Source organism: Actinoplanes sp. G11-F43 (assembly GCF_050589265.1).
Classification (GTDB): Bacteria; Actinomycetota; Actinomycetes; order Mycobacteriales; family Micromonosporaceae; genus Actinoplanes.
On the sequence record NZ_JBNZCE010000011.1, the window covers coordinates 13858 to 38566 of the forward strand.

A 24709-nucleotide genomic window follows, 5' to 3' on the forward strand; every position below is an offset into this window, starting at 1 on the left:
CGGTGGCCCCGACGACGACCGCAGCGCCCGGAGACCTGCTCCTGCAGGCCTCCGGTGCGCGGCAGACCGGAGCGCTGATGGTCGGTGGCCATCCCGGCGGTGCGGTCTACGTCGTCGAGGGCCGGGTCATGTACGCCGAGTCACCGGCCGCGCCCGGGGTGGGCGAACTGCTCACGTCGTCCGGGCGGCTGGCCGGGCGTACCTGGCAGCAGGCGCTCGACATCGGCGGCTCGACCGCCCGGGTCGGCCGGCTCCTGGTCGAACAGGGCCACCTCACCCAGGGTGAACTCGAACTGTGTGTGCTCGGTTCCACCTATGACGCGGCGTACTTCGTGCTGGCCGAGTCGTCCGCGCCGGCCGAGTTCCGGGCCGGGGCCACCCACTGGCTGGGCCAGGTGGTGCACATCGACGCCGCCGCCGTCGACCGGGAGGTACGCCGGCGGGTCCACCTGCTCGACGAGATCTTCCCCAACCCGCTGATCGACGTGTCGCCGGTCATCCCGGTGGCCCGGCCGCCCCGGGAGCGGGTCACCATCACCGCACCCCAGTGGGAGCTGCTGGTCCACGCGGACGGCCAGCGCACCCCCGCCGACCTGGCCCAGCTGCTCGGCCGGGCCGGGTACGCGATCATCCAGGAACTACGCCGGATGGCCGCGGCCGGGTTGATCGAACAGCCCGAGATCCGGGCCGTGGACCCGCACGAGTTCGTCCGGCTGCCACTGCCCCGGGGCAGTGCGGCGCCGGTCGCACGGCCCGCCCCGGCGCCCGCCCCGGTCAGCCCGGTGGTGGGCGTACCGCCGGTGGTGTCCGCTCCGGAACCGGCGGCCCGGATCCCCCCGCCCGGCGGTGACCCACCGCCCACGCCGGGCGCGGACCACAACGCCGGGAGCAACCGGCCGCGGCTGGCCCGCCGGAAACCCGGCGCGAAGCTGCCGAAAGAGATGGCGGGCGAGAGCCCGCAGGTGCATCAGGGCACCGACGAGGTCCTGCTCAAGCGCATACGCACCGCATTGAGGGCTCTGCGGTGACGCGCGCACCCCCGACCAGTTAGAAGGAGCGAGGAGAAGTGACGGTGGATCCGGCGGTACTCGAGGAACTCGGTCGCCTGCGCAGCAGGGTGCCGGAGCTGGCCGGCAGCGTCCTCGCCACCGCCGACGGGCTGGTCGTCGCGCACGACTCGCACGGCATCGAGCCGGACACCCTGGCCGCGCTGGCCGCGGCCCACCTGGCCCTGGCGCGCCGGTTCGCGCACGCCGTCAACCACGGCGACCTGCGGGAATCGGTGGTCGAATGCGACGGGGGCTACATCACGTCCTACACGGCGGGGCCGAACGCGCTGCTCACCGTGGTGACCTCGGGTGACGCCAACCTGGCCATGGTCCATCTCGAGGCCCGCCGGTGCGTACGCCGGCTGGTCCGGATCCTCGCCCTGGAGACCGCGCCCCAGATGCGCCCGGAGATCCCCACACAGACCGGACCGTCGACTCCGCTGGCCCGGCGGACCCCGATGGCCACCCTGCCGAACGTGGTCCGCCGCCGGCAGGCGACCGGCTGATCCGCCATCGGCTGACTTTCCATCCCACCCATCACAACGGAGGAACGATTCCCATGCCCGATATGGACACCGCACTCAAAGAGATCATGGAGATCGACGGCTGCATCGGCGTCGCCCTGGTGGACCACACCAGCGGCATGGCCCTCGGCACCCTCGGCGGCGGCAAGGAGCTGGACCTGACGGTCGCGGCGGCCGGCAACACCGACGTGGTCCGGGCCAAGCTGCGCGCGATGGAGATGCTCAACCTGTCCGAGAAGATCGAGGACATCCTGATCACCCTGGACACCCAGTACCACATGATCAGGCCGCTGACCAGCCGTTCCGGCAAGGGCCTGTTCCTGTACGTGGCACTGCGCCGCGACCGCGCGAACCTGGCGATGGCCCGGCACCAGCTCCGCCGCATCGAGAACGACCTCGACGTCTAGGTACTGGCGTGATCGCCACCCCTGGCGGGGAGGGCCCGCACCGCCCTCCCCGCCCCGAGTCGGCGGATCTAAAGCCAGAGGTCCTGTTGCAGGGGCCGTGACCTCGGGAACTACCATCTCTGTTCATGAGCGCCCGGGACATCATCGACAGGGTGCGGTCCGGTTCCCTCGACCACGAGGACGCACTGGACATCCTGACCGGCACGGCCTCCGCCGAGGTGGACTCGGCGTTGAGCGGGGTGCTGGGGAGCGAGTTCGAGCGGCTCTTCGGCAACGGCTGGCAGCCGGTCGAGTTGCACCGGGCGGTCGCCCGGCGGGGCAACCCGATCCAGGCGCGCCTGGTCGCTGACGCGGCCGGGGACTATCTGCGGGGGCGGTCACCCGTCGACGAGCGGTGGCGGACGCAGGCCGAGTCACTGCGTACCGCGGGGGAAGGCCGTAAGCCGGACCGGATCGCCGTGCTGGACGCCTCGCTGGGGTTGCTGGCCGAGATGCGGCGGCTGCCGGCGATCGAGATTCTGATCCCGCCGCCGGGCACCCCGTTGAAGAAGGTGCCGCATCATGCGGACGAGCGGATCCTGAACCGGGTGCGGGCGCTGCTGGCCAAGGCGGAGGGCACCGAGTTCCCGGCCGAGGCGGAGACGTACAGCGCGAAGGCGCAGGAGCTGATCGCCCGGTACCGGATCGAGGAGATCACCGCGCCGGACGTGGACATGACCCCGTTCGCGCGGCGGATCGGGGTGGACCACCCGTACGAGAGTGAGAAGGCCGGCCTGCTGGACGCGGTGGCGCAGGCCAACACGTGCCGCACGGTGTGGTCGCAGGAGCTGGGGTTCAGCACGGTCTTCGGGTTCGACGCCGACATCGACGCGGTCGAGCTGCTGTATACGTCGTTGCTGGTGCAGGCGAACCGGGCGATGGTGCGGGACGAGAAGAACGTACGAAAGGCGCGGTTGAAGGCTTTTCGCCGGTCGTTCCTGGTCTCCTACGGGATCCGGATCGGTGAGCGGCTGCGGCAGGTGGTCGAGCAGGAGATGAGCGGGCACGGTGATCTGCTGCCGGTGCTGCGCAGCCGCGAGACCCAGGTGGTGAAGGCCCTGGACAAGGCGTTCCCGCGGACGGTCCGGGTGCGCGGCAGCCGGGTGGACAGCCTGGAGGGCTGGGAGTCCGGGCGGGCCGCCGCCGACGAGGCGCAATTGCGTTGACCGGGGGTGCAGACTGGGGGCATGCACCCGATTTGACGCTGACACCTCTATGCGGTGCACGCGCTCCAGGAGAGCGTGCTCCTCTACCCGGTCTACGCGCTGCTGTTCGCCGACGCCGGGCTCACCACCGGCGAGATCTCGTCGCTGTTCGCCGTCTGGTCGGTGGTCTCGTTCGTCGCCGAGGTGCCCAGTGGCGCGCTCGCCGACGTGTGGTCCCGTAAGCGGCTCTACGCGCTCGGGCAGGTCGTCACCGCCGCCGGTTACGGGCTGTGGCTGCTCTGGCCGTCGTTCGGCGGCTTTCTCGCGGGTTTCGTCCTGTGGGGTCTGGGTGGCGCGTTCGCGTCCGGCTCGCTGGAGGCGCTGGTCTACGACCGTCTCGGTGACGGGACCGCCTACAACCGGCTCATCGGCCGGGCCCGAACGGTGGGCCTGCTGGCCATGCTCGCGGCCACCCTGCTGGCCACCCCCGCCTATCTGACCGGCGGTTACCTGCTGGTCGGGGCGGTCAGCGTCGCGACGGTCACCGCGGGCGGCCTGCTCGCGCTCCGCCTGCCCGATCAACCGCTTGCCGGTACGGGTGAGGCCGGTGACAGTTATCCCCGCATGCTCCGGGCCGGGCTTCGGGCGGCGGCGGGCAGTCGCCGGATGCTGCTGGTGGCGATGGCGGTGCCCGGGTTCAGCGCCCTCGACGAGTACCTTCCCCTGCTGGCCCGGCAGATGGGCGTGAGCACCCCGGCGGTGCCGCTGCTGTTCGCGGTGACCGCCCTGGCGATGGCCGCCGGGAGTGCGCTGGCCGGCCGGTTCTCCCCGGTCTCGCCACGTCCGCTGGCGGTGGCGCTGACCCTGGCCGCGGCGCTGACCGCGGGTGGCGCGCTGGTGCCGCACCCGGCCGGCATGATGGTGGTGTCGGCGGCGTTCGGCCTGCTCCAGTTCGCGATGGTGCACGCCGAGACGCGTCTGCAGGATGCGATCACCGGCCCGGCGCGGGCGACCGCCCTGTCGGTGGCCGGGTTCGGCGCCGAGGTGTTCGCGGTGCTGTTGTACGCCGCGTTCGCCCTGCCCCTGGCGATGCCGGCACTGTTCGTGGCGGCGGCGGTCCCGCTGTTGGGCACCGCCCTGCTCACCCCGCGACGTCGAGCGGGCCGCTAGACCGCCATCCCCCTGCTCCAGTCGTCGATGACCGACCAGATCGCCTGGTGGCGATCCTGTTCCGGGGTGGTTGCCGGGTCACGCCAGAAGTTCTCCCGCATCTTCCGGCCCCGCTCGTAGAACCCGCCGTGAGCGGGACGGATCACGGCGGCCTCGTCCGCCCGCCCGTCCCGTTCCAGGAGGATGGACAGCGTCAGCCGCAGGATCTCCTGTCTCGTCACCGGGTACCGGGCGGGGTCATCCCGGATACGTTCCCGAAGCAGTTCCTCAGCCTCGGCGGTTCGCCCCCTGACCTGCAACATCAGGGCCAGTGGCGAGAGCGCGTAGGCTTCGTCCGGGTAGGCTCGCAGCAGTTCCTCGGCGTCGTCGTAGCGGCTGTGCGAGGTCAGGCTCTTGATCGTCGAGTTCGGCCATCGATAGAAGTAGGGCTTGGGGTTACCGATCCGGATCGCCTCCCGGAAGTGGGTCATCGCCTCGTCGAACCGCCCGACGTCGGCCAGCACCGAGGCGCAGCGCTCCAGCTCCTCCGGGTCGCCCGGGAACCGGGTGACCAGAGCCTCCTGGAAGCAGGCGGCCTCCAGCCTGCTCTCCTCGGTCAGCCCGTAGGCCTCGTGGGCGAGGTGCGTCAGCTGGCTCCGCGGGGCGGTGGCGGCCAGATGCCGCCGCAGCTCGGCCAGCTCACCGGCTCGGCCGTAGTAGCCGAGCAGGGAGGTCAACAACCCCCAGGGCCGGGCATCGCCCTCCGCCAACCGCTGCCGCAACAACGGTTCGCCCTGCTCCTCCGCCGCCATCACGTCCCATCGACCGTCCGCCCGGGGATCCCGGACCGGTGGGGCCGGCGGGGGCTTGTCGGGTGAGAAGAGCTTCTTCAGGCGATCCAGCATTCGCGTGATCCTATGCGGTGCCCGCTTTTACCTGGTGGGCATCGGTCTGGAGGCCGATTGGTACGGTCGGACACGCACCGATGATCTACGTGAGGAGCCGGCATGAGCCTCTGGGACAAACTCAAGGGTGAGCTGGTCGACATCATCGAATGGCTCGATGACAGCCGGGACACCATCGTCTGGCGGTTCCCGCGCTACCAGAACGAGATCAAGATGGGCGCCAAGCTCGTCGTGCGTGAGTCGCAGACCGCCGTGTTCGTCAACGAGGGGCGGGTGGCCGACTGGTTCGCACCCGGCACCCACACGCTGACCACGCAGAACATGCCGATCATGACGACCCTGAAGAACTGGCGGCACGGCTTCGACTCGCCGTGGAAGGCCGAGGTGTATTTCGTCAACACCCGGCTGTTCACCGACATGAAGTGGGGCACGCAGAACCCGGTGATGGTCCGTGACCCGGAGTTCGGGGCGGTCCGGCTGCGGGCGTTCGGCAGCTTCGCGATGAAGGTCTCCGACCCGGGCCGGCTGCTCAGCGAACTGGTCGGCACCGACCCGCAGTTCCGGACCGCCGAAGTGCACGACTTCCTGCGGCAGCTGGTGGTCAGCCACCTGGGCAGCGCTCTCGCCACCGCGAACGTGCCGATGCTCGATCTGGCCTCCAAGCAGCTGTCCATCGGCAAGACCCTGTCCGAGGTGCTGACCGTCGAGCTGGCGTCCAGCGGTATCGCCATCCCCAAGTTCGTCATCGAGAACATCTCGGTGCCGCCCGAGGTGGAGAAGGCCCTGGACAAACGCACCTCGATGGGGGTGGTCGGCAACCTGGACGCGTACACCAGGTTCCAGACCGCCGAAGCCATCGGCAACGCCACCGGGGGCACCGGCGACGCCATCGGCCTCGGCCTCGGCATGGCCGCCGGCCAGCGGGCCGCCCAGTCGCTCAACCAGCCGGCCGCCGCCGTCCCGCCGCCGCTGCCGGCCGGCGACTGGTTCGCCGCCATCGGCGGTCAGCAGCAGGGGCCGTTCGACGTGGCCACCCTGACCTCGCACGCCACCTCCGGCAGCCTGGACCGCAACACCCTGGTCTGGCGGGCCGGCATGGCCGCCTGGACCCCGGCCGGCCAGGTCACCGAGCTGAGCAGCGTGTTCGCGTCGGTTCCGCCACCCCTGCCGCCGCAGTGACGCAGTACCCCTGCTCCTCGTGCGGAGCCAACGTCGAGTTCGCCCCCGGCACGACAGTCCTCAAATGCCCCTACTGCGGTGCCGAGACGGCGATCGCCGCCCCCGAACGGGCGGTCCGCGAGCACGCGTTCGAGCCGTTCGTCCGGCTGCCGCGCAAACCGATCGCCACCCTGGCCCCGCACACGTTCACCTGCCAGGGCTGCGGCGCGATCACCCAGAGTGACAAGATCTCGGATCGGTGCGGGTTCTGCTCCGCGCCACTGGTCGCCGACGTCAGCTCCGGCGACCAGGTGATCCCGGAGGCGGTGCTGCCGTTCGCCGTCGACCGGCCGGCCCTGCGGGAAGCGCTCCGGCAGTGGGCGTCGTCGCGCTGGTTCGCGCCGAACAGTCTGAAGAAGGTCACCGAGGCCGAATCGGCGCACAGCTCCTACCTGCCGCACTGGACGTACGACGCCGGAACGGTCTCGCACTACACCGGTCAGCGCGGCGAGCACTACTGGGTGACCGAGACGTATCAGGAGAACGGCGAGACCCGGACCCGGCAGGTACGCAAGACGCGCTGGTACCCGGCGAGCGGCCGGGTGTCCCGGTTCTTCGACGACGTGCTGATCGTCGGCACCGCTCGGGTGATGCCCGACCACCTGCACAAACTGGAGCCGTGGCCGCTGCTGGAGGCGCAGCCGTACCGGCCGGAGTTCCTGGCCGGGCACGAGACCCTGCGCTACGAGGTCGAACCCGAGACCGGCATGGAACACGCCAAGGCCCGGATGGCGCCGGTGATCGAACGCGACTGCCGTCACGACATCGGCGGCGACGAGCAGCGGGTCCACTCGGTCTCCACCTCGTACCACGATGTCACGTTCAAGCTGATGCTGCTGCCGATCTGGATCATGGCCTACCTGCACGCCGGGCGGACGTTCAACGTGGTGGTGAACGGGCGTACCGGCTCGGTGGCCGGCGAACGGCCGTACAGCGCGGTGAAGATCGCCTTCGCGGTGTTCCTCGCCCTGCTGGCCGTCGCGGCGGCGATCGTCGCCTACCAGATGAACCGCTAGTTCGTGTGCCGATCTGTGGCTCGATTCGAGCCACAGATCGGCACCCTAACTGACCTCTCAGCCGCCCGACTCGTCGGTCTCGGCGCCCTCGGGCACGGTGTCGTCGTCCCGGCTGTCCAGCCAGCCGTGCGGCAGCGTCACCTTGCCCGGGGCGTTCACCCGGCCACGCGGCTGCCCCAGCGCGTCCGCCGGGAACGGGATCGACGGGTCCAGCTTGGCCAGCAGATCGTCCAGCTCGGCCAGCGACGAGATCATCGCCAGGCTGCGGCGCAGGTCACCGCCGACCGGGAAACCCTTCAGGTACCACGCGACGTGCTTGCGGAAGTCGGCACAGCCGTGCTTCTCGTCCTCCAGGGCCTCCACCAGCAACTGCGCGTGCCGGGCCAGGATCTTGCTGACCTCACCCAGCGTCGGCAGCACCGGCTGGTAGGCCGAACCCTGCGTGAACGCGGCCTCCAGATCGGCGAACAGCCACGGACGGCCCAGACAGCCCCGGCCCACCACCACGCCGTCACAACCGGTGTGCTCGACCATCCGCAGGGCGTCCGAGCCCTCCCAGATGTCACCGTTGCCCAGCACCGGGACGTCCAGCGCCTGCTTCAGGGTGGCGATCGCGTCCCAGTCGGCCTTGCCCGAATAGCGCTGCTCGGCGGTCCGCGCGTGCAACGCCACGGCGGCCACCCCCGCCTCCTGGGCGGCGAGACCCGCTTCCACGTACGTCAGGTGGTCGTCGTCGATGCCCTTGCGCATCTTGATCGTGACCGGGATGCCGAACGGTTTCGCCGCCGCCACCGCCTGGCTCACGATCCGCCCGAACAGCCGGCGCCGCCACGGCAGGGCCGACCCCCCACCGCGCCGCGTCACCTTCGGCACCGGGCACCCGAAGTTCAGATCGATGTGATCGGCCAGGTCGTCCTCGCCGACCATCCGGACGGCGGCCGCTGTCACCTCCGGGTCCACCCCGTAGAGCTGCAGGCTGCGGAACCCCTCGTCCTCCGCGAACGCGATCATCTTCAGCGTCTTCGGAATCCGCTCCACCAGCGCCCGGGTGGTGATCATCTCGCAGACGTACACACCACCGCCCTGCTCCCGGCAGAGCCGCCGAAAGGCCACGTTGGTGATCCCCGCCATCGGAGCGAGAACAACGGGCGGTCGTACGGCGTGGTCGCCGAGCATGAGCGGTGCAGTCACACCCCTAAGCGTGACACGCCCCGCCCGGCGACCACGAATCGCCCGCTCTACCGAGCGCCCTCACGATCGATGAGCGTGTGGAGCAGACCGATGATCTGCTCGTCCCGCTCCGTGGAGCTGTGCTTCTCAAGGGTGAGAGTGGCCAGCACCACGCCGTGCTCCTTGTGCATCGCGGTGTGCCGGTCGAGGGTCGCCAGCACCTTCTCGAACAGTGCGGTGTGCTGGTCGAGGATCTCGGTGTGCTGGTTGAGGGTCTCGGTGTGCTGGTTCAGCGTTGCGGTGTGCTCCGACTGAGTCGTCGCGAGAGCCCGCAGGAGCCCGGTCTGGACCCGCAGTTTCTCGCCGAAGTCGGCCAGATCCCGGTCCACCATGGCGCGGAGCCTTGCTTCTTCGTCCATGCGCTTCTCCAGTCGGGTGACGCGCTCTTCCAGGGTGGCCATCGTGCCTCCGTGCGATGAAGGGTAGTCGCTCGGCCGGCCGGCATTGAGCTTTTGCAGGCTCCAACTATAGGCTCTGCGCAAGTTCGTACCAGTCACCTGGTCGTGTGCATTTCTCGCGAAGTTCTGGCAGAGTCGGGAACGTGACTGAGCAGGGGAGCCCGCGGCGGCTGATCGCCGTTTTCGCGACGCCGGTGGCCGAGATGTTGTTCCGGTTCGGGACCGAGTTGGGGTTTCAGACCACCCTGGTGGAGCCGGATCCGAGTCGGCTGGGCGGGACTCCGCGACCGCACGGCGACACCTTCGTCGGGGATCTGGTGGCGGCCCGGCCGGACGAGCACACCGACATCCTGCTCACCGACCACCACCGGCCCGAGGCCGAGATCGGGGCGATCCTCAAGGAGGCGCTGGCCGGCGGGTCACGCTGGATCGGCATCCTGGGCAATCCGCGCGCCGAGGGCCCGCACGTGGCGGCGCTGCGCGCGCTGGAGGTGCCGGACGAGGAGATCGCCCGGGTGCACCGGCCGGTCGGGCTGAACATCGGATCCCGTACCCCCGCGGAGATCGCCCTGGCCACGCTCGCCGGGCTGATCGCCGACCGCAACGACCGGCCCGGCGGGTTCGGCTTCTGAGGTTTCGGCGGGTGACGACGCCTCAGTCGCGACGGTTGAACGCCGACCACAGGTTGACGGCGATGATCGCCAGGCCGGCGATGCTGAAGCCGGCGATGGTGAGCGGGGATTCCGTGTCGGCCAGCATGAACCCGCCGAAGATCAGGATGCCGACGCCGCCGATCGCCCCGGCCACCGCGAACACTCTCTCGCGCCGCTCGGCCGCGCCGCTCCCGCCACGGCCGAAGGCCCGCGTCAGCACGGCGACGACGATGAACAGACCGGCGCCGGCGAACATCAGGAAGGGCCATTCGAAACCGCCGTCGGTCATCATGGTCACGGTGCCGAAGATCAGGATCGCCAGGGCGCCGACGGCCATGAGGACGGCGTACGGCCTGCTGGGCCGCACATCGAAACGGGGCATGGCCGTGACCATGCCCCGCATCGATCGATCGAAAACCGTCAGCAGCCGGGCAGGCGCTTGATCAGGTAGTCCTCGATCTGGTCGAGGGAGACCCGCTCCTGCTTCATGGTGTCGCGGTCGCGCACCGTCACCGCGTTGTCGGTGAGGGTGTCGAAGTCGACGGTGACGCAGAACGGGGTGCCGATCTCGTCCTGGCGACGGTACCGGCGGCCGATGGCCTGCGAGTCGTCGAACTCGACCACCCAGCGCTTGCGCAGGTTCGCCGACAGCTCCTTGGCCTTGGGCGACAGCTCCGGGTTACGCGACAGCGGCAGCACGGCCACCTTGACCGGGGCCAGGCGCGGGTCGAACCGCATCACGGTGCGCTTGTCGACGCCGCCCTTGGTGTTGGGCGCCTCGTCCTCGTCGTAGGCCTCCAGCAGGAAGGCCAGCACGGCGCGGGTGAGACCGGCGGCCGGCTCGATCACGTACGGCACCCAGCGCTCGCCCTTCTCCTGGTCGAAGAAGGACAGGTCGACGCCGGAGTGCTTGGAGTGCGTCGACAGGTCGAAGTCGGTGCGGTTGGCGATGCCCTCGAGCTCGGCGAATTCGGTGCCGCCGAACTGGAAGCGGTACTCGATGTCGACGGTCCGCTTCGAGTAGTGCGAGAGCTTCTCCTTGGCGTGCTCGTAGAAGCGCATGTTGTTCTCGGAGAGGCCGAGGTCGCGGTACCAGTTCCAGCGCTCCTGCAGCCAGTACTCGTGCCATTCCTCATCACTGCCCGGCGGGACGAAGAACTCCATCTCCATCTGCTCGAACTCGCGGGTCCGGAAGATGAAGTTGCCGGGGGTGATCTCGTTGCGGAAGCTCTTGCCGACCTGGGCGATGCCGAACGGCGGCTTCTTGCGGGCCGCGGTGGCCACGTTGTTGTAGTTGACGAAGATGCCCTGGGCGGTCTCCGGGCGCAGGTAGTGCAGGCCGTCGGCGCTCTCGGTGGGGCCGAGGTAGGTCTTCATCAGGCCGTTGAACATCTTCGGCTCGGTGAAGGTGCCCTTGTTGCCGCAGTTCGGGCAGTTCAGCTCCTGGAGCGACTCGGGGAGCTTGCCGTGCTTCGCCTCGTACGCCTCCTCCAGGTGGTCGGCCCGGAACCGCTTGTGGCAGGACTGGCACTCGGTCAGCGGGTCGACGAAGGCGTCCAGGTGGCCGGAGGCGGCCCACACGTCGCGGGACAGGATGACGGCCGAGTCCAGGCCGACGATGTCGTCGCGCTGCTGGACCATGGTGCGCCACCACTGCCGGCGGACGTTCTCCTTCAGCTCCACACCGAGCGGACCGTAGTCCCAGGCCGAGCGGGTGCCTCCGTAGATCTCGCTGGAGGGGAAGACGAAGCCGCGGCGTTTGGCCAGGCTGACGACGCTGTCGATACGGTCGGCAGGCATGTGAATCTCCTCCTGCGCCGGCTGGGTGTCGGCGGGGAAATCAGTTGTTTATCAGGACGAACGACGAGATTACTCGCCGAGTCCGCACACCTCGAATTTGCCCGTCGACGTGTTCTGGGTGAGGTCGGCGGCGACCCGGTCCCGCTCGCCGTCGGCATAGACGAGCTCGACCGGCACCGAGATCGACACCCCGAGGGTCAACTCACCCACCTGGTACGACGTGATGGGCTCGGTCTCCTCCATCCGCTCGGCGAAGTCGGCCTGGGTCTCGTCGAGCCGGGCGCTCTCGCACAGCTGGCGGTAGGCGCCGTCGAAGTCGCGGGCCTGGAGGTCGCTGAGGTAGCGGCTGACCACCACGCCGGCCTGCTCGTCGAGGGACCGGCTGAAGGCGGTGAGGAATCCACCGCCGGCGATGGTGCCGGCGCCGCAGACCAGCACCACGATGCCGGCGACGACGCCGATCGTGGTGCCGAGCCGCTTGCCGCGCCCCTCGACCGGTGGCGCCGGGAACGGCGGGTGCACACCCGGGCCCGGCGGCGGTGGGGGCGGAGGAAGACTCATGTTCCTAAGCCTAGTGTTCAGCGCCAGGGTTCGGCCGCCCGGTCGCTGCCGGTGACCACCACTTCGCCGCCGGGCTCGGCGGACGCCAGGGTCTCGAAGGCGGACGGCTCGTCCAGGGAGAGCGCGAGCAGCGGGGTGGCGTGCACCTTCACGTCGAAGGCGCCGAGCGCGCGCCGGTAGGCTCCGACGGACTCCCACTCGGTGACGAGGGTCCAGCCGGCCGGGTCCTCCAGGGCGCGGGTGAGCCGGCCGGAGCGGTAGCCGGAGGTGGCGGCCAGCGCGGCGAGCGCGGCGTGCGCCTGCTCACGGAAGCCGTCCTGCGTCTCCGGCGGGACCGAGAAGCGGTTGAGCACCAGCATGTGTCGAGCCTACGCATACGCGACAGGAGCCTCAGTGACCCCACCGCCCTTTCTGCGCCGGCTGTCGCGTGTGAATCCCACCACCGCGTTCGTGGTGGCGCTGGTGCTGCTGCTGGCCGGCCTGTTCTTGCCCGGGATCGTCGGCGCGCTGCTGTTGTTCGTGCTGGCCGGAGCGCTCGGCACGCTCACCTTCACGACTTGGCCGGTGCAGCCGCCGATCACCCGGGCGGTCCGTCTGGTGCTGCTCACCATGCTGGTGGTGGCCGCGGTGTCGAAGGCGTTGTGAATTCATGCGGCTTTGACAATCATTGTCATTATCGACGACAGTTGCTGGCATGATGCGCCGCCTCGCCCTTCCCGCCGCCGCCCTGCTGCTGACCACCGCCCTCGCGGGTTGTGGTGACTCGGCCAACGGGGACGACGGCAAGCTGAACGTCGTCACCGCGTTCTACCCCCTCCAGTTCGTCAGCGAGCGGATCGGCGGCGAGGCGGTCCGCGTCTCCACCCTCACCAAGCCGGGCGCCGAGCCGCACGACGTCGAGCTGACCGCCAGCCAGGTCGGCGAGGTGGCCGGCGCGGGCCTGATCGTCTACCTGGGCGGCTTCCAGCCGGCCGTGGACGACGCGGTCGAGCAGAACGGTGCGGACCGGGCCTTCGACGCGTCCGGAGTCGTCGAGATGATCCCGGCGGCCGAGGCCGACGACCACGCCGAGGAGGAGCACGGGGCGGAGGAGGAGCACGCCGGCGAGCACGGCCCGAACGACCCGCACGTCTGGCTGGACCCGGAGCGGCTGGCCACCATCGGCGACAAGCTGGCCGAGCGTCTCGGCCAGGCCGACCCGGACCACGCGGCCGACTTCACCGCCCGCGCCGCCGCCCTGCGCACCGAGCTGACCACCCTGGACGGCGAGTTCAAGACCGGGCTGGCCGACTGCACCCGCCGGGAGCTGGTGACCAGCCACACCGCGTTCGGCTACCTGGCGAACCGGTACGAGCTGGCCCAGATCGGCATCACCGGCATCGACCCGGAGACCGAGCCGTCGCCGCAGCGCCTGGCCGCGGTCGCCGCCGAGGCCAAGGAGCACGGCACCACCACGATCTTCTTCGAGACCCTGGTCAGCCCCAAGGTCGCCGAGACGATCGCGCAGGAGGTGGGTGCCGAGACCGCGGTTCTCGACCCCCTGGAGGGGCTGACCGACCCGTCGGCGGATTATTTCTCGGTGATGCGTGCCAACCTGACCGCACTGAAGCTGGGTCTGGAGTGTAGGTAACCACCATGAGTGTTGTCGTCGAGGTCGAACATCTCGCCGCCGGTTACGACGGCCGCGAGATCCTGCGGGACGTGTCACTGAGGGTCACCGCAGGCGACGTGGTCGCGGTCCTCGGCGCCAACGGTTCCGGCAAATCCACCCTCATCCGTACGATCCTCGGCCTCGTCCCCACCCTGCGCGGTGAGATCGCCCTGTTCGGGACCCCGCGCCGGCGTTTCCGGCAGTGGGAGCGGATCGGGTACGTACCCCAGCGGCTCGGTGCCGGCAGTGGGGTGCCGGCCACCGTCGGTGAGGTCGTCGCGTCGGGTCGCCTGGCCCGGCGCGGTGTCCTCCGGCTTCCGGCGAAGGCCGATCGGGCCGCGGTCCGGGACGCCCTGACCGCGGTCGGCCTGCTGGACCGGATCGACGACCCGGTGGCCACCCTCTCCGGCGGGCAGCAGCAGCGCACCCTGATCGCCCGCGCGCTGGCCGGCAAGCCGGACCTGCTGGTACTGGACGAGCCGAACGCCGGGGTGGACGCGGCCAGCCAGGAGGCGTTCGCCGGGGCGCTGACCCGGTTCGCCGCGGGCGGCGGCACGATCCTGCTGATCCTGCACGAGCTGGGCCCACTGCGGCCGCTGATCGGGCGGGCCGTGGTCGTGCACGACGGGCGGATCGTGCACGAGGGGGTCCCGCCGGAGCCGGCCGGGCACCACGCCGAGCCGGATCACGAGCACCTGCACCCGCACGCCGACGAGGCCAAGCCGGCGATCTGCGAGTGGGCGCCGACCGAGGGGACGAAGGCGTACTGATGGAACTTCTCGCACTCCCCTTCATGCAGCGCGCGCTGATCGCCGCGCTGATCATCGGGCTGGCCGCGCCCGCGCTCGGCGTCTACCTGGTGCAGCGGCGGCTGTCGCTGATCGGTGACGGGATCGGGCACGTGGCCCTCACCGGCGTCGGGGTCGGCCTGCTCACCGGCACCTCCCCGGTGCTGACCGCGGTGCTGGTGAGCATCGTGGGCGCGGTCGGCGTGGAGCTGATCCGGGAGCGTGGCCGTACCTCCGGGGATCTGGCCCTGGCCCTGCTCTTCTACGGCGGCATCGCCGGCGGGGTGCTGCTGGTGGGCCTCTCCGACGACAGCAGCACCAGCCTGATGCAGTACCTGTTCGGTTCGCTGCTGACCACCTCGGCGCAGGACCTGTGGGTGATCGGCGGGCTGGGCGCGCTGGTGGTGACCGCGATGCTGGTGTTCCGGCCGGCGCTGTTCGCGCTCTGCAACGACGAGGAGTACGCGAAGGTCAGCGGCCTGCCGGTACGGACCCTGAACATCCTGCTGGCGGTGACCACCGCGCTGACGGTGACCATCGCCATGCGTACCGTCGGGCTGTTGCTGGTGTCGGCCCTGATGGTGGTGCCGATCGCCGCGGCGCAGCAGGTGACCCGCGGGTTCCGGAGCACGATGACGCTGGGGATGCTGATCGGGGTGGGCGCCGCCGGGGGCGGGGTGCTGCTGTCGGCCGAGGCGGACACCGCGCCCGGCGCGACCACGGTGCTGCTGGCGCTGGCCGTCTTCGTGGCCACCGCGGTCGGCGGGTCCGCGCTGCGGCGGCTGCGGCAGCGGCGCGCGGACGCCCCGGTGACCTCGGAACCGCCGGATGTCGTGCTGCATGTCTGACATCCGGATGGCTGTACGGTGGTCGCAACGATGACGACGACCACCGGCTACGAAGCGTACGAATCGGCGGGGGCGCTGCTGCGCGCGCTCTCCGCGCCGATCCGTGTGGCCATCGTGGTCGAGCTCGGTGTCGGCGAGCGCTGTGTGCACGATCTCGTGGAGAAACTCGGCGCCCCACAGCCCTTGGTCTCCCAGCACCTGCGGGTGCTGCGCGGAGCCGGCGTGGTGCGGGGTGTCCGCCGGGGCCGGGAGATCGCATACTCCCTGGTGGACGAACACGTCGCCCACATCGTCGCCGACGCCGTGAGCCACGCCAGGGAGAGCCGACAGTGAACTCCGATACCACGATCCGCAACACCAAGCAGCGCAGCGCGGTCAGTGCCGTGCTCGCCGAGACCGAGGGTTTCCACAGCGCCCAGGACCTGCACGCGATGCTGCGGGAGCGGGGCGAGCGGGTCGGCCTGACCACCGTCTACCGGACGCTGCAGGGGCTGGCCGACGCGGGCGAGATCGACGTGATGCGCCCGCCCGGCGGGGAGCACCTCTACCGCCGGTGCAGCCAGGGCCACCATCACCACCTGGTGTGCCGGTCGTGCGGCCGGACCGTGGAGGTGGCCGGCCCGGCGGTGGAGTCGTGGGCCGACAAGGTGGCCGGTCAGCACGGCTTCGTCGACATCTCGCACACCATGGAGATCTTCGGGACCTGCCCGGAGTGCGCCGCGAAGCGCTGAGTGCGACGCTTCGGGGTGTGAAGCTCTACGCCGACCGGGTTCCCGTCGCCCTGCGCCAGCTCCTCACCGACATCTTCGTGGTCATCTGGGTCTACGTGTGGATCCGGGTGGCGATCGGGATCCACGACACGGTGCAGCAACTCGCCGTACCCGGGCAGAAACTGGAGAGCGCCGGCAGCGGCATCGCCGACAACCTGGCCGACGCGGGCGGCAAGGTGGGCCGGGTCCCGATCGTCGGTGACGAGCTGACCAGCCCGTTCACCAATGCCGCCGACGCGGCCCGGTCGATCGCCGAGGCCGGCCAGGATCAGCAGGAGTTCGTGGCCCAGCTGGCGCTGATCCTGCCGGCGATCGCGTTGTCCGTACCGCTGGCCCTGGTGCTCTTCGTGTGGCTGCCGTTGCGCCTGCGCTGGATCCGCCGGGCCGGGGTGGCCGCGGCGGTCCGGAACCAGCCGGCCGGGCAGGACCTGCTGGCGTTGCGGGCCCTGGCCTCGCAGCCGCTGACCGAACTGGCGAGGCTGGGCCCGGACATCGCGCAGAGCTGGCGCTCCGGCGACCCGGCGGCGGTCACCGCCCTGGCCGACCTGGAGCTGCGCCGGCTCGGGTTACGACACCGCGGCCGCTGAGTCGTCGTCGGCGTCGTCGTCGCCCCACTCGCGGTGCGCGAACGGCAGGATGGCCCAGTAGGTGAGGAACCAGGCGCCGGTGACCACGGTCAGCGGGATCGCCCACTTCCAGTCCAGCAGGTAGTCGGTGATCAGCAGGACGCTGCTGACCATCGCGACCAGCATGCAGGCCAGGCCGCCGGTGGCCATCTTGTGCGCGTACTTGACCAGCTCGGGTTTACGGCCCTGCCGGAACAGCGCGCGGTGGAACGCCACCGGGGAGATGATCAGCGCGGTGGCGAACGCCGCGCTGACCAGCGCCACGATGTAGACGTCCTTCTGGAAGTTCGTCACGTTGGGGAAGCCGCTGCTGAACGGCAGGGTCAACAGGAACGCGAAGAGGATCTGCACGCCGGTCTGTGCGACGCGCAGCTCCTGCAGCAGGTCCGCGAAGTTGCGGTCCCATCGCTGCTTCTCGGTCTCTCGGGGGGTGTGGGTATCGACCGCCATGACGCGCCGAATTCCCCACATCGAACCATGGTCAAACGCCGATCCGTGCCAGGACGGCGTCGGCCAGCTCACGCGGCGCCTGTTCCGGCACCCAATGGCTGACCCCGCGCATCACCACCAGCTGATAGTCGCCGCGCACCCAGTCCCGGGTGCGCAGCGCCGCGGTCCGGCCGACCACCCCGTCCTGGTCGCTCCACACATAGGTGGTCGGCACCGGCACCTCGCCCAGGTCGGCCACGTCGTCGCCGTTGAACGCCCGGTACCAGTTCAGCCCGGCGGTGAGCCGGCCCGGTTCGCGCATCGCCGCCACGTACTGTTCGGCGCGCATCCCGATCGGCCGCAGCATCGCCTTCAGCACCATCCCGTGCCGGGCCAGCAGCAGCCGCTCGGCGATCGGGGAACGGAACACCCGGAAGTACGCCAGCCGGGCGCTCTGACTGGGCCGCAGCCGGATCGCCAGGGCCAGCGCCCGCGGGTGCGGCACCGAGATCGCGGTCAGCGTCCGGACCCGCTCCGGGTGCCGGGCGGCCAGCTGCCAGCCCACCTGCGCGCCCCAGTCGTGGCCGACGACGTGCGCCCGCTCCACCCCGAGCGCGTCCAGGACGGCCACCGCGTCGGCGGTCACCGAGCCCATCGTGTACGCCGCGGCCTCGCCCGGCCGCGCCCCCGGTGAGCAGCCGCGCTGATCGAGCGCGTAGGTCCGCAGCCCGGCGGCGTGCAGCCGGGGCGCCATCAGGTCGAACTCCCGGGAGTCCTGCGGGAAGCCGTGCAGCAACAGCACCGGTTCACCGTCCACCGGACCGCCCTCATGGACGTCGAATGTCAGCCCGCGAGCTTTGACCTCGATCACGTGGTCCCCTCCTGTTCCAGTACGCCTACCTGGTGTTACGGTCATCGAAGCACATGCACCGAAGTATTTTCGCGACGGCGGAGACCTAGTGCACTCGCGCGAGCGATGCGCGGGTCGAGGTAGGTCGCGAAAACACTTCGATCCGACAGGGGAGCGCACAGCGCTGAGAGTGCGGGTGATTCCGCAGACCCTCGTACCTGATCTGGGTAATGCCAGCGCAGGAAGTTCGGTCCTCTCCAGCCGCGTCGTGTCCCGGGCACCGTCGCCCGGGGGCCACGGCGTGCGTCTCCTCCCGGTACCCGCTGGGAGGCGTTTCATGACAGACAATCCCAACCGCTGGCGCACGATAGACATCGTGGTCGCCTCCGTCATCGCCGTGGCGTTCGGCGTGATCTTCTGGGCCTGGAACACGGTCTGGTCGGTCACCGAGGGGGCGTTCGCCTTCTTCCCGCCGTCACAGACCATCCTGTACGGCGTCTGGCTGATCCCGGCCGTCCTCGGCGGCCTGATCGTCCGTAAGCCGGGCGCCGCCCTCTACACCGAACTGGTGGCGGCCATCGTGTCGGCACTGCTCGGCAACGCGTGGGGCGCCACCGTCATCCCGCAGGGCCTGGTCCAGGGCCTGGGCGCGGAGCTGGCCTTCGCGGCTCTGCGCTACCGCTCGTTCAGCCTGGTGCCGGCGCTGCTGGCCGGGGCGCTGACCGGGCTGAGCGCGTCGATCTACGACTTCTTCGTGTGGAACTCGGAGGCCGCACTGTGGTCGTACCGGGTGCCGTACGCGGCGCTCACCGTGGTCAGCGGCACGATCCTGGCCGGGCTCGGTTCGTGGGCACTGGTCCGGGCGCTGGTCCCGACCGGTGTGCTGGACCGGTTCGGCGCCGGCCGTGAGCGGGCGACCATCTAGCGATGAGTGACGTTCGGCTTCGCGGTTTCGGGTGGCGGCATGCCGGGCGCCGCGCCTGGGCGGTCCGCGGGCTGGACCTGGATGTCCGGCACGGCGAGCGGGTGCTCCTGCTGGGTCCCTCCGGGGCCGGCAAGAGCACCCTGCTCGGTGCGCTGGCCGGGCTGTTGCCGGAGGATTCCGGCGAGTCCGAGGGCACCATCGAGATCGACGGGCTGGATCCGCGGAAGGCCCGGGAGCAGGTCGGCATCGTCTTCCAGGATCCGCAGACCCAGCTGGTGATGGCCCGCAGCGGTGACGATGTGGCGTTCGGCCTGGAGAACCGGGGGATTCCGGCCGGCGACATCTGGCCGCGGGTCTCCGATGTGCTGGATCGCGTGGGTTTCCCGTACCCCATCAATCGCCCGACGGCCGCGCTCTCCGGCGGCGAAGCGCAGCGCCTGGCCCTCGCCGGCGTCCTCGCTCTGCGTCCCGGCCTGCTGCTGCTGGACGAGCCGACCGCCAATCTGGACCCGCCGGGTGCCGCGCTGATCCGTGACGCGGTCGCGCGGGCCACCGGGCCGGAGACCACCCTGATCATCGTGGAGCACCGGGTGGCGGAGGCGCTGCCGCTCGTCGACCGGGTGGTGGTGCTGGAGCCGGGCGGTGGGGTGCGGGCCGACGGCGAACCCGAGATGATCTTCGCTGCCTACGGCGACAAGCTGGCCGAGGAGGGCGTCTGGGTGCCGGGTTTCACCTTTCCCTCCTTAACCACAAGATCAACTGCTACCGCCGATTTGGTACGCGCGGAGCACGCCACCGTCACCGGGCGCCTCGCTCCCGTTTCGTTGCACGCCTCAGCCGGTGAGATCGTGGCCGTCACCGGCCCGAACGGCGCCGGCAAGTCCACCCTGGCCCTGCTGCTCGGCGGGCTGCTCGCCCCCAGCGGCGGCCGGATCTCGGCGTTCGGCGACAAGCGGCCACCGCATCGCTGGCGGGCCGCGACTCTGGCCGGCCGGATCGGCTCGGTCTTCCAGAACCCGGAACACCAGTTCGTCACCGCCCGCGTCGCCGACGAACTCGCCCTCGGCCCACGGCGGCTCGGCCACTCCCCCGCCGAGGCCGGCCGGATCGTCGACGGCCTGCTCCAGCGTCTGCGCCTGGACCGGCTGGCCGAGGCCAACCCGTACACCCTCTCCGGCGGGGAGGCCCGGCGGCTCAGCGTCGCCACCGCCCTGGCCACCGCACCGCGGCTGCTGGTGCTCGACGAGCCCACCTTCGGCCAGGACCGCCGCACCTGGCGGGAACTCGCCGACCTGCTGGCCGGCCTCCGCGACGACGGGCACGGCATCGTCGCGGTCACCCACGACGAGATGTTCGTCCACACCCTCGCCGACCGGACCGTCCCACTGGGCGAACCCGCGCCCGGCCCACTCCCCCGCAGGCACCCGTCGTGACCCTCGACCTCGCACCGCTCGCCGACGGCACCGCGCCCCTGGCCCGCCGCAACCCGGTCGCCAAAGCCGGTGCCGCGCTGCTGTTCACCCTGCCGCTGATCTCCACCGTGGACCCGTTCACCCCGGCTGCCGCCCTGCTCGTCGAGCTGCTGGTGCTGCCGTTCTTCGGCGTCCGCCCCGGGGTGCTGCTCCGGCGGGCCACCCCACTGCTGCTCAGCGCGGCCGGCATCCTGGTCACGATGGTGCTGTTCGCCGCCGAACGCGGTGGCGACCTGCTCGTCGCCCTCGGCCCGGTGGACGTGACCACCGGGGTGCTGGCCACCGCCGGCGCCCTGATCCTGCGGGTCTTCGCGATCGCCCTGCCCGGCATCGTCGTCTTCGCCACCACCGACCCGACCGACCTGGCCGACGCCCTGGTCCAGAACGCCAAGGCCCCGGCCCGCTTCGCGATCGGCGCGCTGGCCGCGTTCCGCCTGGTCCCGCTGCTGGGCCAGGAGTGGCGCACCCTCAGCCTGGCCCGCCGGGCCCGCGGGGTGGACGCCGGCCGCAACCCGGTCGCCAAGTTGCGGCTCTTCACGTCGACCGCGTTCGCCCTCCTGGTCGGCGCCCTGCGCCGCGGTGTCCGGCTGGCCGTCGCGATGGACGCCCGCGGCTTCGACTCGGGCCTGCCGCGCACCCACGCCCGCCGCCAGCACTTCACCATCCAAGACACGTTTCTGCTGGTAAGCGCTTTCCTGGCGGCCTCCGCGATCATCGCCGCGGCGGTCGTCCTGGGCTTCTTCAAACCAATCGTAGGCTGATCGAATATTTTCAATTACGATCAGCCACCGTGATCGACGCGGAACTCTATGTGAAGGGCCTGGCGGAACGCCTCGCCGCCGACGGATGCCAGCTGGCCGACGAACATCTCGGCCTGGTCGGATACAAGACCCAGGTGAAAGCTCTCACCCGGCGGCACATCTTCCTGGTCGCGGCCAAGGCCGGCACCGTCGACCAGAACGTGCTCGCCGACTTCGCCGCCGACGCGGTCGCCCTCTGCGCAGCCCGGCAGGCACAGCAGGGTGGCGGCCAGTCCAGCCTGATCGTGCTGCCCGCCCTGATCGCCGAGGTCACCACCCCGGACGCGGTCGGGCTGACCCTGAGCCCACTCCAGCTCAACCACGGCGGCTTCGAGGTGCTGGCCCAGCCGGCCCTGGTCGACCTGTCCGCCGGGGTGTCCCACCGGTTCCGCGAGGTGGGCATCTTCGGCTACGCCTACAGCTCCCTGATCAAGCAGAAGCTGGCCCTCTACCTACCCGACCCCGCCTGACCGCTTCCTCCTTTTCGACCCACTCGTTCGGGACCGACCTGGCGGCGGCCTCCGACACGTGCCGACTTGCGGTCCGATCCGCGCCGCAAGTCGGCACACGAGGTGCACCGTGCCGACCCGCGGTCCGGACCACACCGCAAGTCGGCACACGAGGTGCACCGTGCCGACCCGCGGCTCGGACCAGGCCGCAAGTCGGCACACCAGACGCACCGTGCCGACCCGCGGTCCGGACCACACCGCAAGTCGGCACACCAGACGCACCGTGCCGACCCACGGTTCGGACCGCGGCGCCGGGCGGCCCGGTTCAGCCGGCCAGGGCGCGGACCGCGGCGTTCAGGTCGGAGAGGTCGGGCAGCACCACGTGGGCGCCGGCCGCGGTCAGCTCCGCCGCCGGAGTGGCGCCGGTGGCCACCCCGATCGCCACCGCGCCGTTCGCCAGAGCCGCCGTCACGTCGTGCACGGTGTCGCCGATGACCACCGGATGGAACGGTTCGCCGTACTTCGCCCCGGCCCGCTCCAGCGACCGGCGGACCAGCGTGGCGCGTACATGATCATCGGTCCCGTAGCCACCGACCTCGGCGTCGAACGACCCGGCCAGCCCGAACGCCGCCACCTTGAACCCGGCCACCTCCGGAACGTTCCCGGTGACCAGGGTCTGCACCACGTTCGGATCGTCACCCAGCCGGTCCAGCACCGCCCGCACCCCCGGCATCAGCGTGCCCTGGACGGCGAACTCGTGCCGGATCTCGGACACCAGCTCGATGTAGCGGGCGAAGAACCGCTCGTGCGTGCATCCGGTCACCCCGTGCGTGGCGAAGACCTCGGCGCAGATGTCCGTGTCGGTCCGCCCACCGAAGATCGGCGTGTCCCGCCAGGCCACCCCGGTCACCTCGGTGAACGCCGCCTTCCACGCCTTGGCCGCGACCCCACCACCGCGCAGCAGGGTGTAGTCGATGTCCCACATCACCAGGCGCCTCATTCGGCCAGCTTCCGCTCGATGAACTCGACCTTGGCGGTCAGCGCGCCGGTGACACCCGGCCGGATGTCCGCCTTGAGCGACAGGCTGACCCGCGGGGCGACCCGGGCGACGGCGTCGACGGCCTGCTTGACCACGGCCATCACCTCGTCCCATTCGCCCTCGACGGTGGTGAACATGGCATCGGTCCGGTTCGGCAGCCCCGACCCCCGAACCACACGAACCGCCTCGGCGACGGCGTCCCCCACGGAGTCCCCGACCCCGATCGGAGTGACGGAAAAGGCAACAAGCATCCCCCCATCCTCCCAGCCGATCACCCTTGAGTCGATCAATGCACGGGACTAGCCTGTACCCAGCAACTTGGTTCGAGACCAGTTTATTCAAGACGAGTTAGTACGAGACTAGAATAATCAGTCTGGGGAGGACGGTGTCCACATGGGGGTTCTGATGCGCGAAGGCAGCATCGCGGAGATCGACGCGGAGGCTTTCGCCAACGCGGCCGTCCTCCTGGGCACGTCCGGCTGGAGCGAGACGGTCAACGCGGCACTTCGCGAGATCGGCCCGATTCCGACAGGCGGAGTTGCCGCCGCTGAACACCCGCTGCCTCGTCGACACCAGCGCACTCATGCGCTTGTCGCGTCAGCCGGAGCTCACGGCCATGTGGCAGGAGCGGATCGCGGCAGGCCTGCTGACGCCGTGTCCGATGATCGAGTTGGAGATTTCTCTACACCGCCCAGTCCGTGGACCATCGCCGTGAGCTCAGGGCGATCTTCCAGACGTTCTATTCCAGGAGACCGTCACGGCCGCACTCGCCGAGGTTTCCGACATTCACCTCCGCCTTAGGGCATCCGGGGAGGCGCTGGCGGCCAGGGACGGGACGCAAGCTTCTCCAGCTCGCGAAAAGTAATAGTTCGTCGGTGTCGGGCGGGTGGCCGAGTGTGGGGGTCGGTTGCACTGCGCAGCCTTGCCGGATGCCGATTGGTGTAAGGGGGGCGAGTGCGGCGGGCACCTGGCGACCGAGGGATCGGTTGCCGGGTGCCCGTCGGGCGGTCGAAGCTGGAGGGTCAGCGGCGGTAACGGAGCATGCCGGCGATCTCGGCGGCCAGTTCGGTGCTGGCTTCGATCTCGGCCTTGCGGATGGAGACGCTCTCGACGTTGAAGCCGTAGGGCAGGCCCATGTGCTCGCAGAAGTCCATCAGGTCTCGGGCGATCGCCACGCACTGCCGGTAGGACTCGGCCAGGGGATCCTCGGCGTGCCGGATGGAGTTCTCCAGCCAGCGGGGCACGTCGACGCCGAGCCACCTGACGAACTCCAAGGTCCGCAGTGAGCCGCACAGCGACAGCGTGAAGATGATCGTCCGGGGGTCGGCGCCGCGTTCCCGGCACTCGTAGAAGTAGTCGCTGAGCAGGTTCTTCATCTCGTTGACGTGGTAGACGACCTGGCTGACGAAGAACGACGCGCCGCGCTCCTGTTTGGTCAGCATGCGCTGGTGCTCGTCGGCGCGTTCGGGGATCACCACGGCTCCGAGCGGTAGTTCGGGCCGCACCCGGGCGCGGAGTTCCTGCGCCTGGCGCAGTGTGGTGCGGACTTCTTTGCCGCCTGACGACGGGCCGACGAACACTGACATCACCTGGTCGCCGGCGCCGGTCATCCACTCGGTGAGTTCGTCTGGCGAGTATTTCCCGACACAGCGGTAGATGATCGTCGGCTGCCGCCAGCCGGTCAGGTGTTCGGCCAGGTAGCGGCCCGGGTCGAGGGTCGGCAGGTAGGGGAAGATCCGGTCGGGGCGGCGGTCGGATTCGTCGTCGATGTCGTAGAGGATCAGGCCGTCGATGTCGAGCGCGGTCAGCCGTTCCAGCGTGACCTCCGCGATCTCCTTGATCCGCTCCTCGGCGGTGTCGAGCTTCGGCGGCGTGATGCTGAAGACGAGCACGCCACTGCGCGCCTCCGCCAGGAGCTGGGGCAGGGGATGACGAGACATGCGGAAAACCCTAGGCGACCGGGTCCGT

General features: G+C 70.3%; 31 protein-coding genes and 1 riboswitch. Of the genes, 19 read left to right on the forward strand and 12 right to left on the reverse strand.

Annotated elements, in window-relative coordinates; genetic code table 11:
- The first annotated feature begins 2 nt into the window (after positions 1–2).
- From ACQ0O7_RS12365 to ACQ0O7_RS12385, 5 genes are all read left to right on the forward strand, one after another.
- Positions 3–1028 carry a DUF4388 domain-containing protein gene (locus ACQ0O7_RS12365; protein WP_430782156.1) on the forward strand — a complete coding sequence of 342 codons (1026 nt, stop codon included), beginning with the start codon at positions 3–5 and terminating at the stop codon, positions 1026–1028.
- 38 nt (positions 1029–1066) lie between these two features.
- Positions 1067–1555, forward strand: a complete 489-nt coding sequence (locus ACQ0O7_RS12370) for a roadblock/LC7 domain-containing protein (RefSeq protein ID WP_430782157.1) — start codon at positions 1067–1069, stop codon at positions 1553–1555.
- A 53-nt stretch (positions 1556–1608) separates the two neighbouring features.
- Entirely contained in the window at positions 1609–1980 is a 372-nt protein-coding gene (locus ACQ0O7_RS12375) for a hypothetical protein (RefSeq protein ID WP_430782158.1), read from the forward strand.
- 125 nt (positions 1981–2105) lie between these two features.
- Positions 2106–3185 (forward strand): DUF2786 domain-containing protein, encoded by a 1080-nt coding sequence (locus ACQ0O7_RS12380; protein WP_430782159.1) that lies wholly within the window; start codon positions 2106–2108, stop codon positions 3183–3185.
- Between the two features lie 54 nt (positions 3186–3239).
- A complete protein-coding gene (locus ACQ0O7_RS12385; protein WP_430782160.1) occupies positions 3240–4334 on the forward strand; it encodes an MFS transporter in 1095 nt (364 codons plus the stop codon).
- Here ACQ0O7_RS12385 and ACQ0O7_RS12390 read toward each other — a convergent pair.
- Complete coding sequence (locus ACQ0O7_RS12390; protein WP_430782161.1) at positions 4331–5218, reverse strand: hypothetical protein; 888 nt, start codon at positions 5216–5218, stop codon at positions 4331–4333. The genes ACQ0O7_RS12385 and ACQ0O7_RS12390 overlap by 4 nt on opposite strands.
- 102 nt (positions 5219–5320) lie before the next feature.
- On the opposite strand from ACQ0O7_RS12390, the gene ACQ0O7_RS12395 reads away from it, so the two are divergent.
- Both ACQ0O7_RS12395 and ACQ0O7_RS12400 read left to right on the forward strand, forming a co-directional pair.
- On the forward strand, positions 5321–6397 hold the full coding sequence (locus ACQ0O7_RS12395; protein ID WP_430782162.1) for an SPFH domain-containing protein: 1077 nt from the start codon (positions 5321–5323) through the stop codon (positions 6395–6397).
- Positions 6394–7452 (forward strand): hypothetical protein, encoded by a 1059-nt coding sequence (locus ACQ0O7_RS12400; protein WP_430782163.1) that lies wholly within the window; start codon positions 6394–6396, stop codon positions 7450–7452. The genes ACQ0O7_RS12395 and ACQ0O7_RS12400 overlap by 4 nt, the downstream gene beginning before the upstream one ends.
- A gap of 57 nt (positions 7453–7509) precedes the next feature.
- Here the strand turns inward: ACQ0O7_RS12400 and dusB are convergent, their stop codons facing one another.
- The gene (gene dusB / locus ACQ0O7_RS12405) at positions 7510–8628 is read right to left on the reverse strand and encodes a tRNA dihydrouridine synthase DusB (protein WP_430782242.1); all 1119 of its coding nucleotides are present in this window, start codon (positions 8626–8628) and stop codon (positions 7510–7512) included.
- 62 nt (positions 8629–8690) lie between these two features.
- Positions 8691–9083: a hypothetical protein gene (locus ACQ0O7_RS12410; RefSeq protein ID WP_430782164.1), complete on the reverse strand. Its 393-nt coding sequence runs from the start codon at positions 9081–9083 to the stop codon at positions 8691–8693.
- 140 nt (positions 9084–9223) lie between these two features.
- On the opposite strand from ACQ0O7_RS12410, the gene ACQ0O7_RS12415 reads away from it, so the two are divergent.
- Positions 9224–9712, forward strand: coding sequence for an XdhC family protein (locus ACQ0O7_RS12415; RefSeq protein WP_430782165.1), 489 nt, complete (start codon positions 9224–9226; stop codon positions 9710–9712).
- A gap of 22 nt (positions 9713–9734) precedes the next feature.
- On the opposite strand, the gene ACQ0O7_RS12420 is transcribed toward ACQ0O7_RS12415, so the two are convergent.
- The 4 genes from ACQ0O7_RS12420 to ACQ0O7_RS12435 form a co-directional block, all read right to left on the reverse strand.
- The gene (locus ACQ0O7_RS12420; protein ID WP_430782166.1) at positions 9735–10115 is read right to left on the reverse strand and encodes a hypothetical protein; all 381 of its coding nucleotides are present in this window, start codon (positions 10113–10115) and stop codon (positions 9735–9737) included.
- Positions 10116–10153: 38 nt separating this feature from the next.
- Positions 10154–11533, reverse strand: coding sequence for a glycine--tRNA ligase (locus ACQ0O7_RS12425; protein ID WP_430782167.1), 1380 nt, complete (start codon positions 11531–11533; stop codon positions 10154–10156).
- 69 nt (positions 11534–11602) lie between these two features.
- A complete protein-coding gene (locus ACQ0O7_RS12430; RefSeq protein ID WP_430782168.1) occupies positions 11603–12094 on the reverse strand; it encodes a hypothetical protein in 492 nt (163 codons plus the stop codon).
- 17 nt (positions 12095–12111) lie between these two features.
- Positions 12112–12453, reverse strand: a complete 342-nt coding sequence (locus tag ACQ0O7_RS12435) for an antibiotic biosynthesis monooxygenase family protein (protein ID WP_430782169.1) — start codon at positions 12451–12453, stop codon at positions 12112–12114.
- A gap of 34 nt (positions 12454–12487) precedes the next feature.
- Between ACQ0O7_RS12435 and ACQ0O7_RS12440 the strand changes: the two genes are divergently transcribed.
- Genes ACQ0O7_RS12440 through ACQ0O7_RS12470 form a run of 7 tightly spaced genes read left to right on the forward strand, consistent with a single transcriptional unit; the run spans position 12488 to position 16738 of the window.
- On the forward strand, positions 12488–12739 hold the full coding sequence (locus ACQ0O7_RS12440; protein ID WP_430782170.1) for a DUF6703 family protein: 252 nt from the start codon (positions 12488–12490) through the stop codon (positions 12737–12739).
- 49 nt (positions 12740–12788) lie between these two features.
- A complete protein-coding gene (locus tag ACQ0O7_RS12445) occupies positions 12789–13724 on the forward strand; it encodes a metal ABC transporter substrate-binding protein (protein ID WP_430782171.1) in 936 nt (311 codons plus the stop codon).
- A gap of 5 nt (positions 13725–13729) precedes the next feature.
- A complete protein-coding gene (locus ACQ0O7_RS12450; RefSeq protein ID WP_430782172.1) occupies positions 13730–14515 on the forward strand; it encodes a metal ABC transporter ATP-binding protein in 786 nt (261 codons plus the stop codon).
- The gene (locus ACQ0O7_RS12455) at positions 14515–15381 is read left to right on the forward strand and encodes a metal ABC transporter permease (RefSeq protein ID WP_430782173.1); all 867 of its coding nucleotides are present in this window, start codon (positions 14515–14517) and stop codon (positions 15379–15381) included. Before ACQ0O7_RS12450 ends, ACQ0O7_RS12455 begins: the two co-directional genes overlap by 1 nt.
- A gap of 30 nt (positions 15382–15411) precedes the next feature.
- Complete coding sequence (locus tag ACQ0O7_RS12460) at positions 15412–15714, forward strand: ArsR/SmtB family transcription factor (protein WP_093621506.1); 303 nt, start codon at positions 15412–15414, stop codon at positions 15712–15714.
- Positions 15711–16112 carry a Fur family transcriptional regulator gene (locus ACQ0O7_RS12465; RefSeq protein ID WP_430782174.1) on the forward strand — a complete coding sequence of 134 codons (402 nt, stop codon included), beginning with the start codon at positions 15711–15713 and terminating at the stop codon, positions 16110–16112. The genes ACQ0O7_RS12460 and ACQ0O7_RS12465 overlap by 4 nt, the downstream gene beginning before the upstream one ends.
- 17 nt (positions 16113–16129) lie before the next feature.
- Positions 16130–16738 (forward strand): hypothetical protein, encoded by a 609-nt coding sequence (locus ACQ0O7_RS12470; RefSeq protein ID WP_430782175.1) that lies wholly within the window; start codon positions 16130–16132, stop codon positions 16736–16738.
- On the opposite strand, the gene ACQ0O7_RS12475 is transcribed toward ACQ0O7_RS12470, so the two are convergent.
- Together ACQ0O7_RS12475 and ACQ0O7_RS12480 are read right to left on the reverse strand one after the other, a co-directional pair.
- On the reverse strand, positions 16718–17227 hold the full coding sequence (locus ACQ0O7_RS12475; RefSeq protein WP_430782176.1) for a DUF6328 family protein: 510 nt from the start codon (positions 17225–17227) through the stop codon (positions 16718–16720). The genes ACQ0O7_RS12470 and ACQ0O7_RS12475 overlap by 21 nt on opposite strands.
- 31 nt (positions 17228–17258) lie before the next feature.
- Entirely contained in the window at positions 17259–18074 is an 816-nt protein-coding gene (locus ACQ0O7_RS12480) for an alpha/beta fold hydrolase (RefSeq protein WP_430782243.1), read from the reverse strand.
- Between the two features lie 140 nt (positions 18075–18214).
- A riboswitch (TPP riboswitch) is annotated at positions 18215–18319 on the forward strand.
- Positions 18320–18393: 74 nt separating this feature from the next.
- Here ACQ0O7_RS12480 and ACQ0O7_RS12485 point away from each other — a divergent pair.
- Genes ACQ0O7_RS12485 through ACQ0O7_RS12500 form a run of 4 tightly spaced genes read left to right on the forward strand, consistent with a single transcriptional unit; the run spans position 18394 to position 21723 of the window.
- On the forward strand, positions 18394–18981 hold the full coding sequence (locus tag ACQ0O7_RS12485) for an ECF transporter S component (protein WP_430782177.1): 588 nt from the start codon (positions 18394–18396) through the stop codon (positions 18979–18981).
- 2 nt (positions 18982–18983) lie between these two features.
- Positions 18984–20414: an ABC transporter ATP-binding protein gene (locus ACQ0O7_RS12490; protein ID WP_430782178.1), complete on the forward strand. Its 1431-nt coding sequence runs from the start codon at positions 18984–18986 to the stop codon at positions 20412–20414.
- A complete protein-coding gene (locus tag ACQ0O7_RS12495; protein WP_430782179.1) occupies positions 20411–21214 on the forward strand; it encodes an energy-coupling factor transporter transmembrane component T family protein in 804 nt (267 codons plus the stop codon). The genes ACQ0O7_RS12490 and ACQ0O7_RS12495 overlap by 4 nt, the downstream gene beginning before the upstream one ends.
- Before the next feature lie 29 nt (positions 21215–21243).
- A complete protein-coding gene (locus tag ACQ0O7_RS12500; RefSeq protein ID WP_430782180.1) occupies positions 21244–21723 on the forward strand; it encodes a hypothetical protein in 480 nt (159 codons plus the stop codon).
- Between the two features lie 304 nt (positions 21724–22027).
- Here the strand turns inward: ACQ0O7_RS12500 and ACQ0O7_RS12505 are convergent, their stop codons facing one another.
- From ACQ0O7_RS12505 to ACQ0O7_RS12515, 3 genes are all read right to left on the reverse strand, one after another.
- Positions 22028–22702, reverse strand: a complete 675-nt coding sequence (locus tag ACQ0O7_RS12505) for an HAD family hydrolase (protein WP_430782181.1) — start codon at positions 22700–22702, stop codon at positions 22028–22030.
- On the reverse strand, positions 22699–22992 hold the full coding sequence (locus tag ACQ0O7_RS12510; protein WP_430782182.1) for an MTH1187 family thiamine-binding protein: 294 nt from the start codon (positions 22990–22992) through the stop codon (positions 22699–22701). Before ACQ0O7_RS12510 ends, ACQ0O7_RS12505 begins: the two co-directional genes overlap by 4 nt.
- A 771-nt stretch (positions 22993–23763) precedes the next feature.
- Complete coding sequence (locus ACQ0O7_RS12515; RefSeq protein WP_430782183.1) at positions 23764–24681, reverse strand: methylenetetrahydrofolate reductase; 918 nt, start codon at positions 24679–24681, stop codon at positions 23764–23766.
- Between the last annotated feature and the right edge of the window lie 28 nt (positions 24682–24709).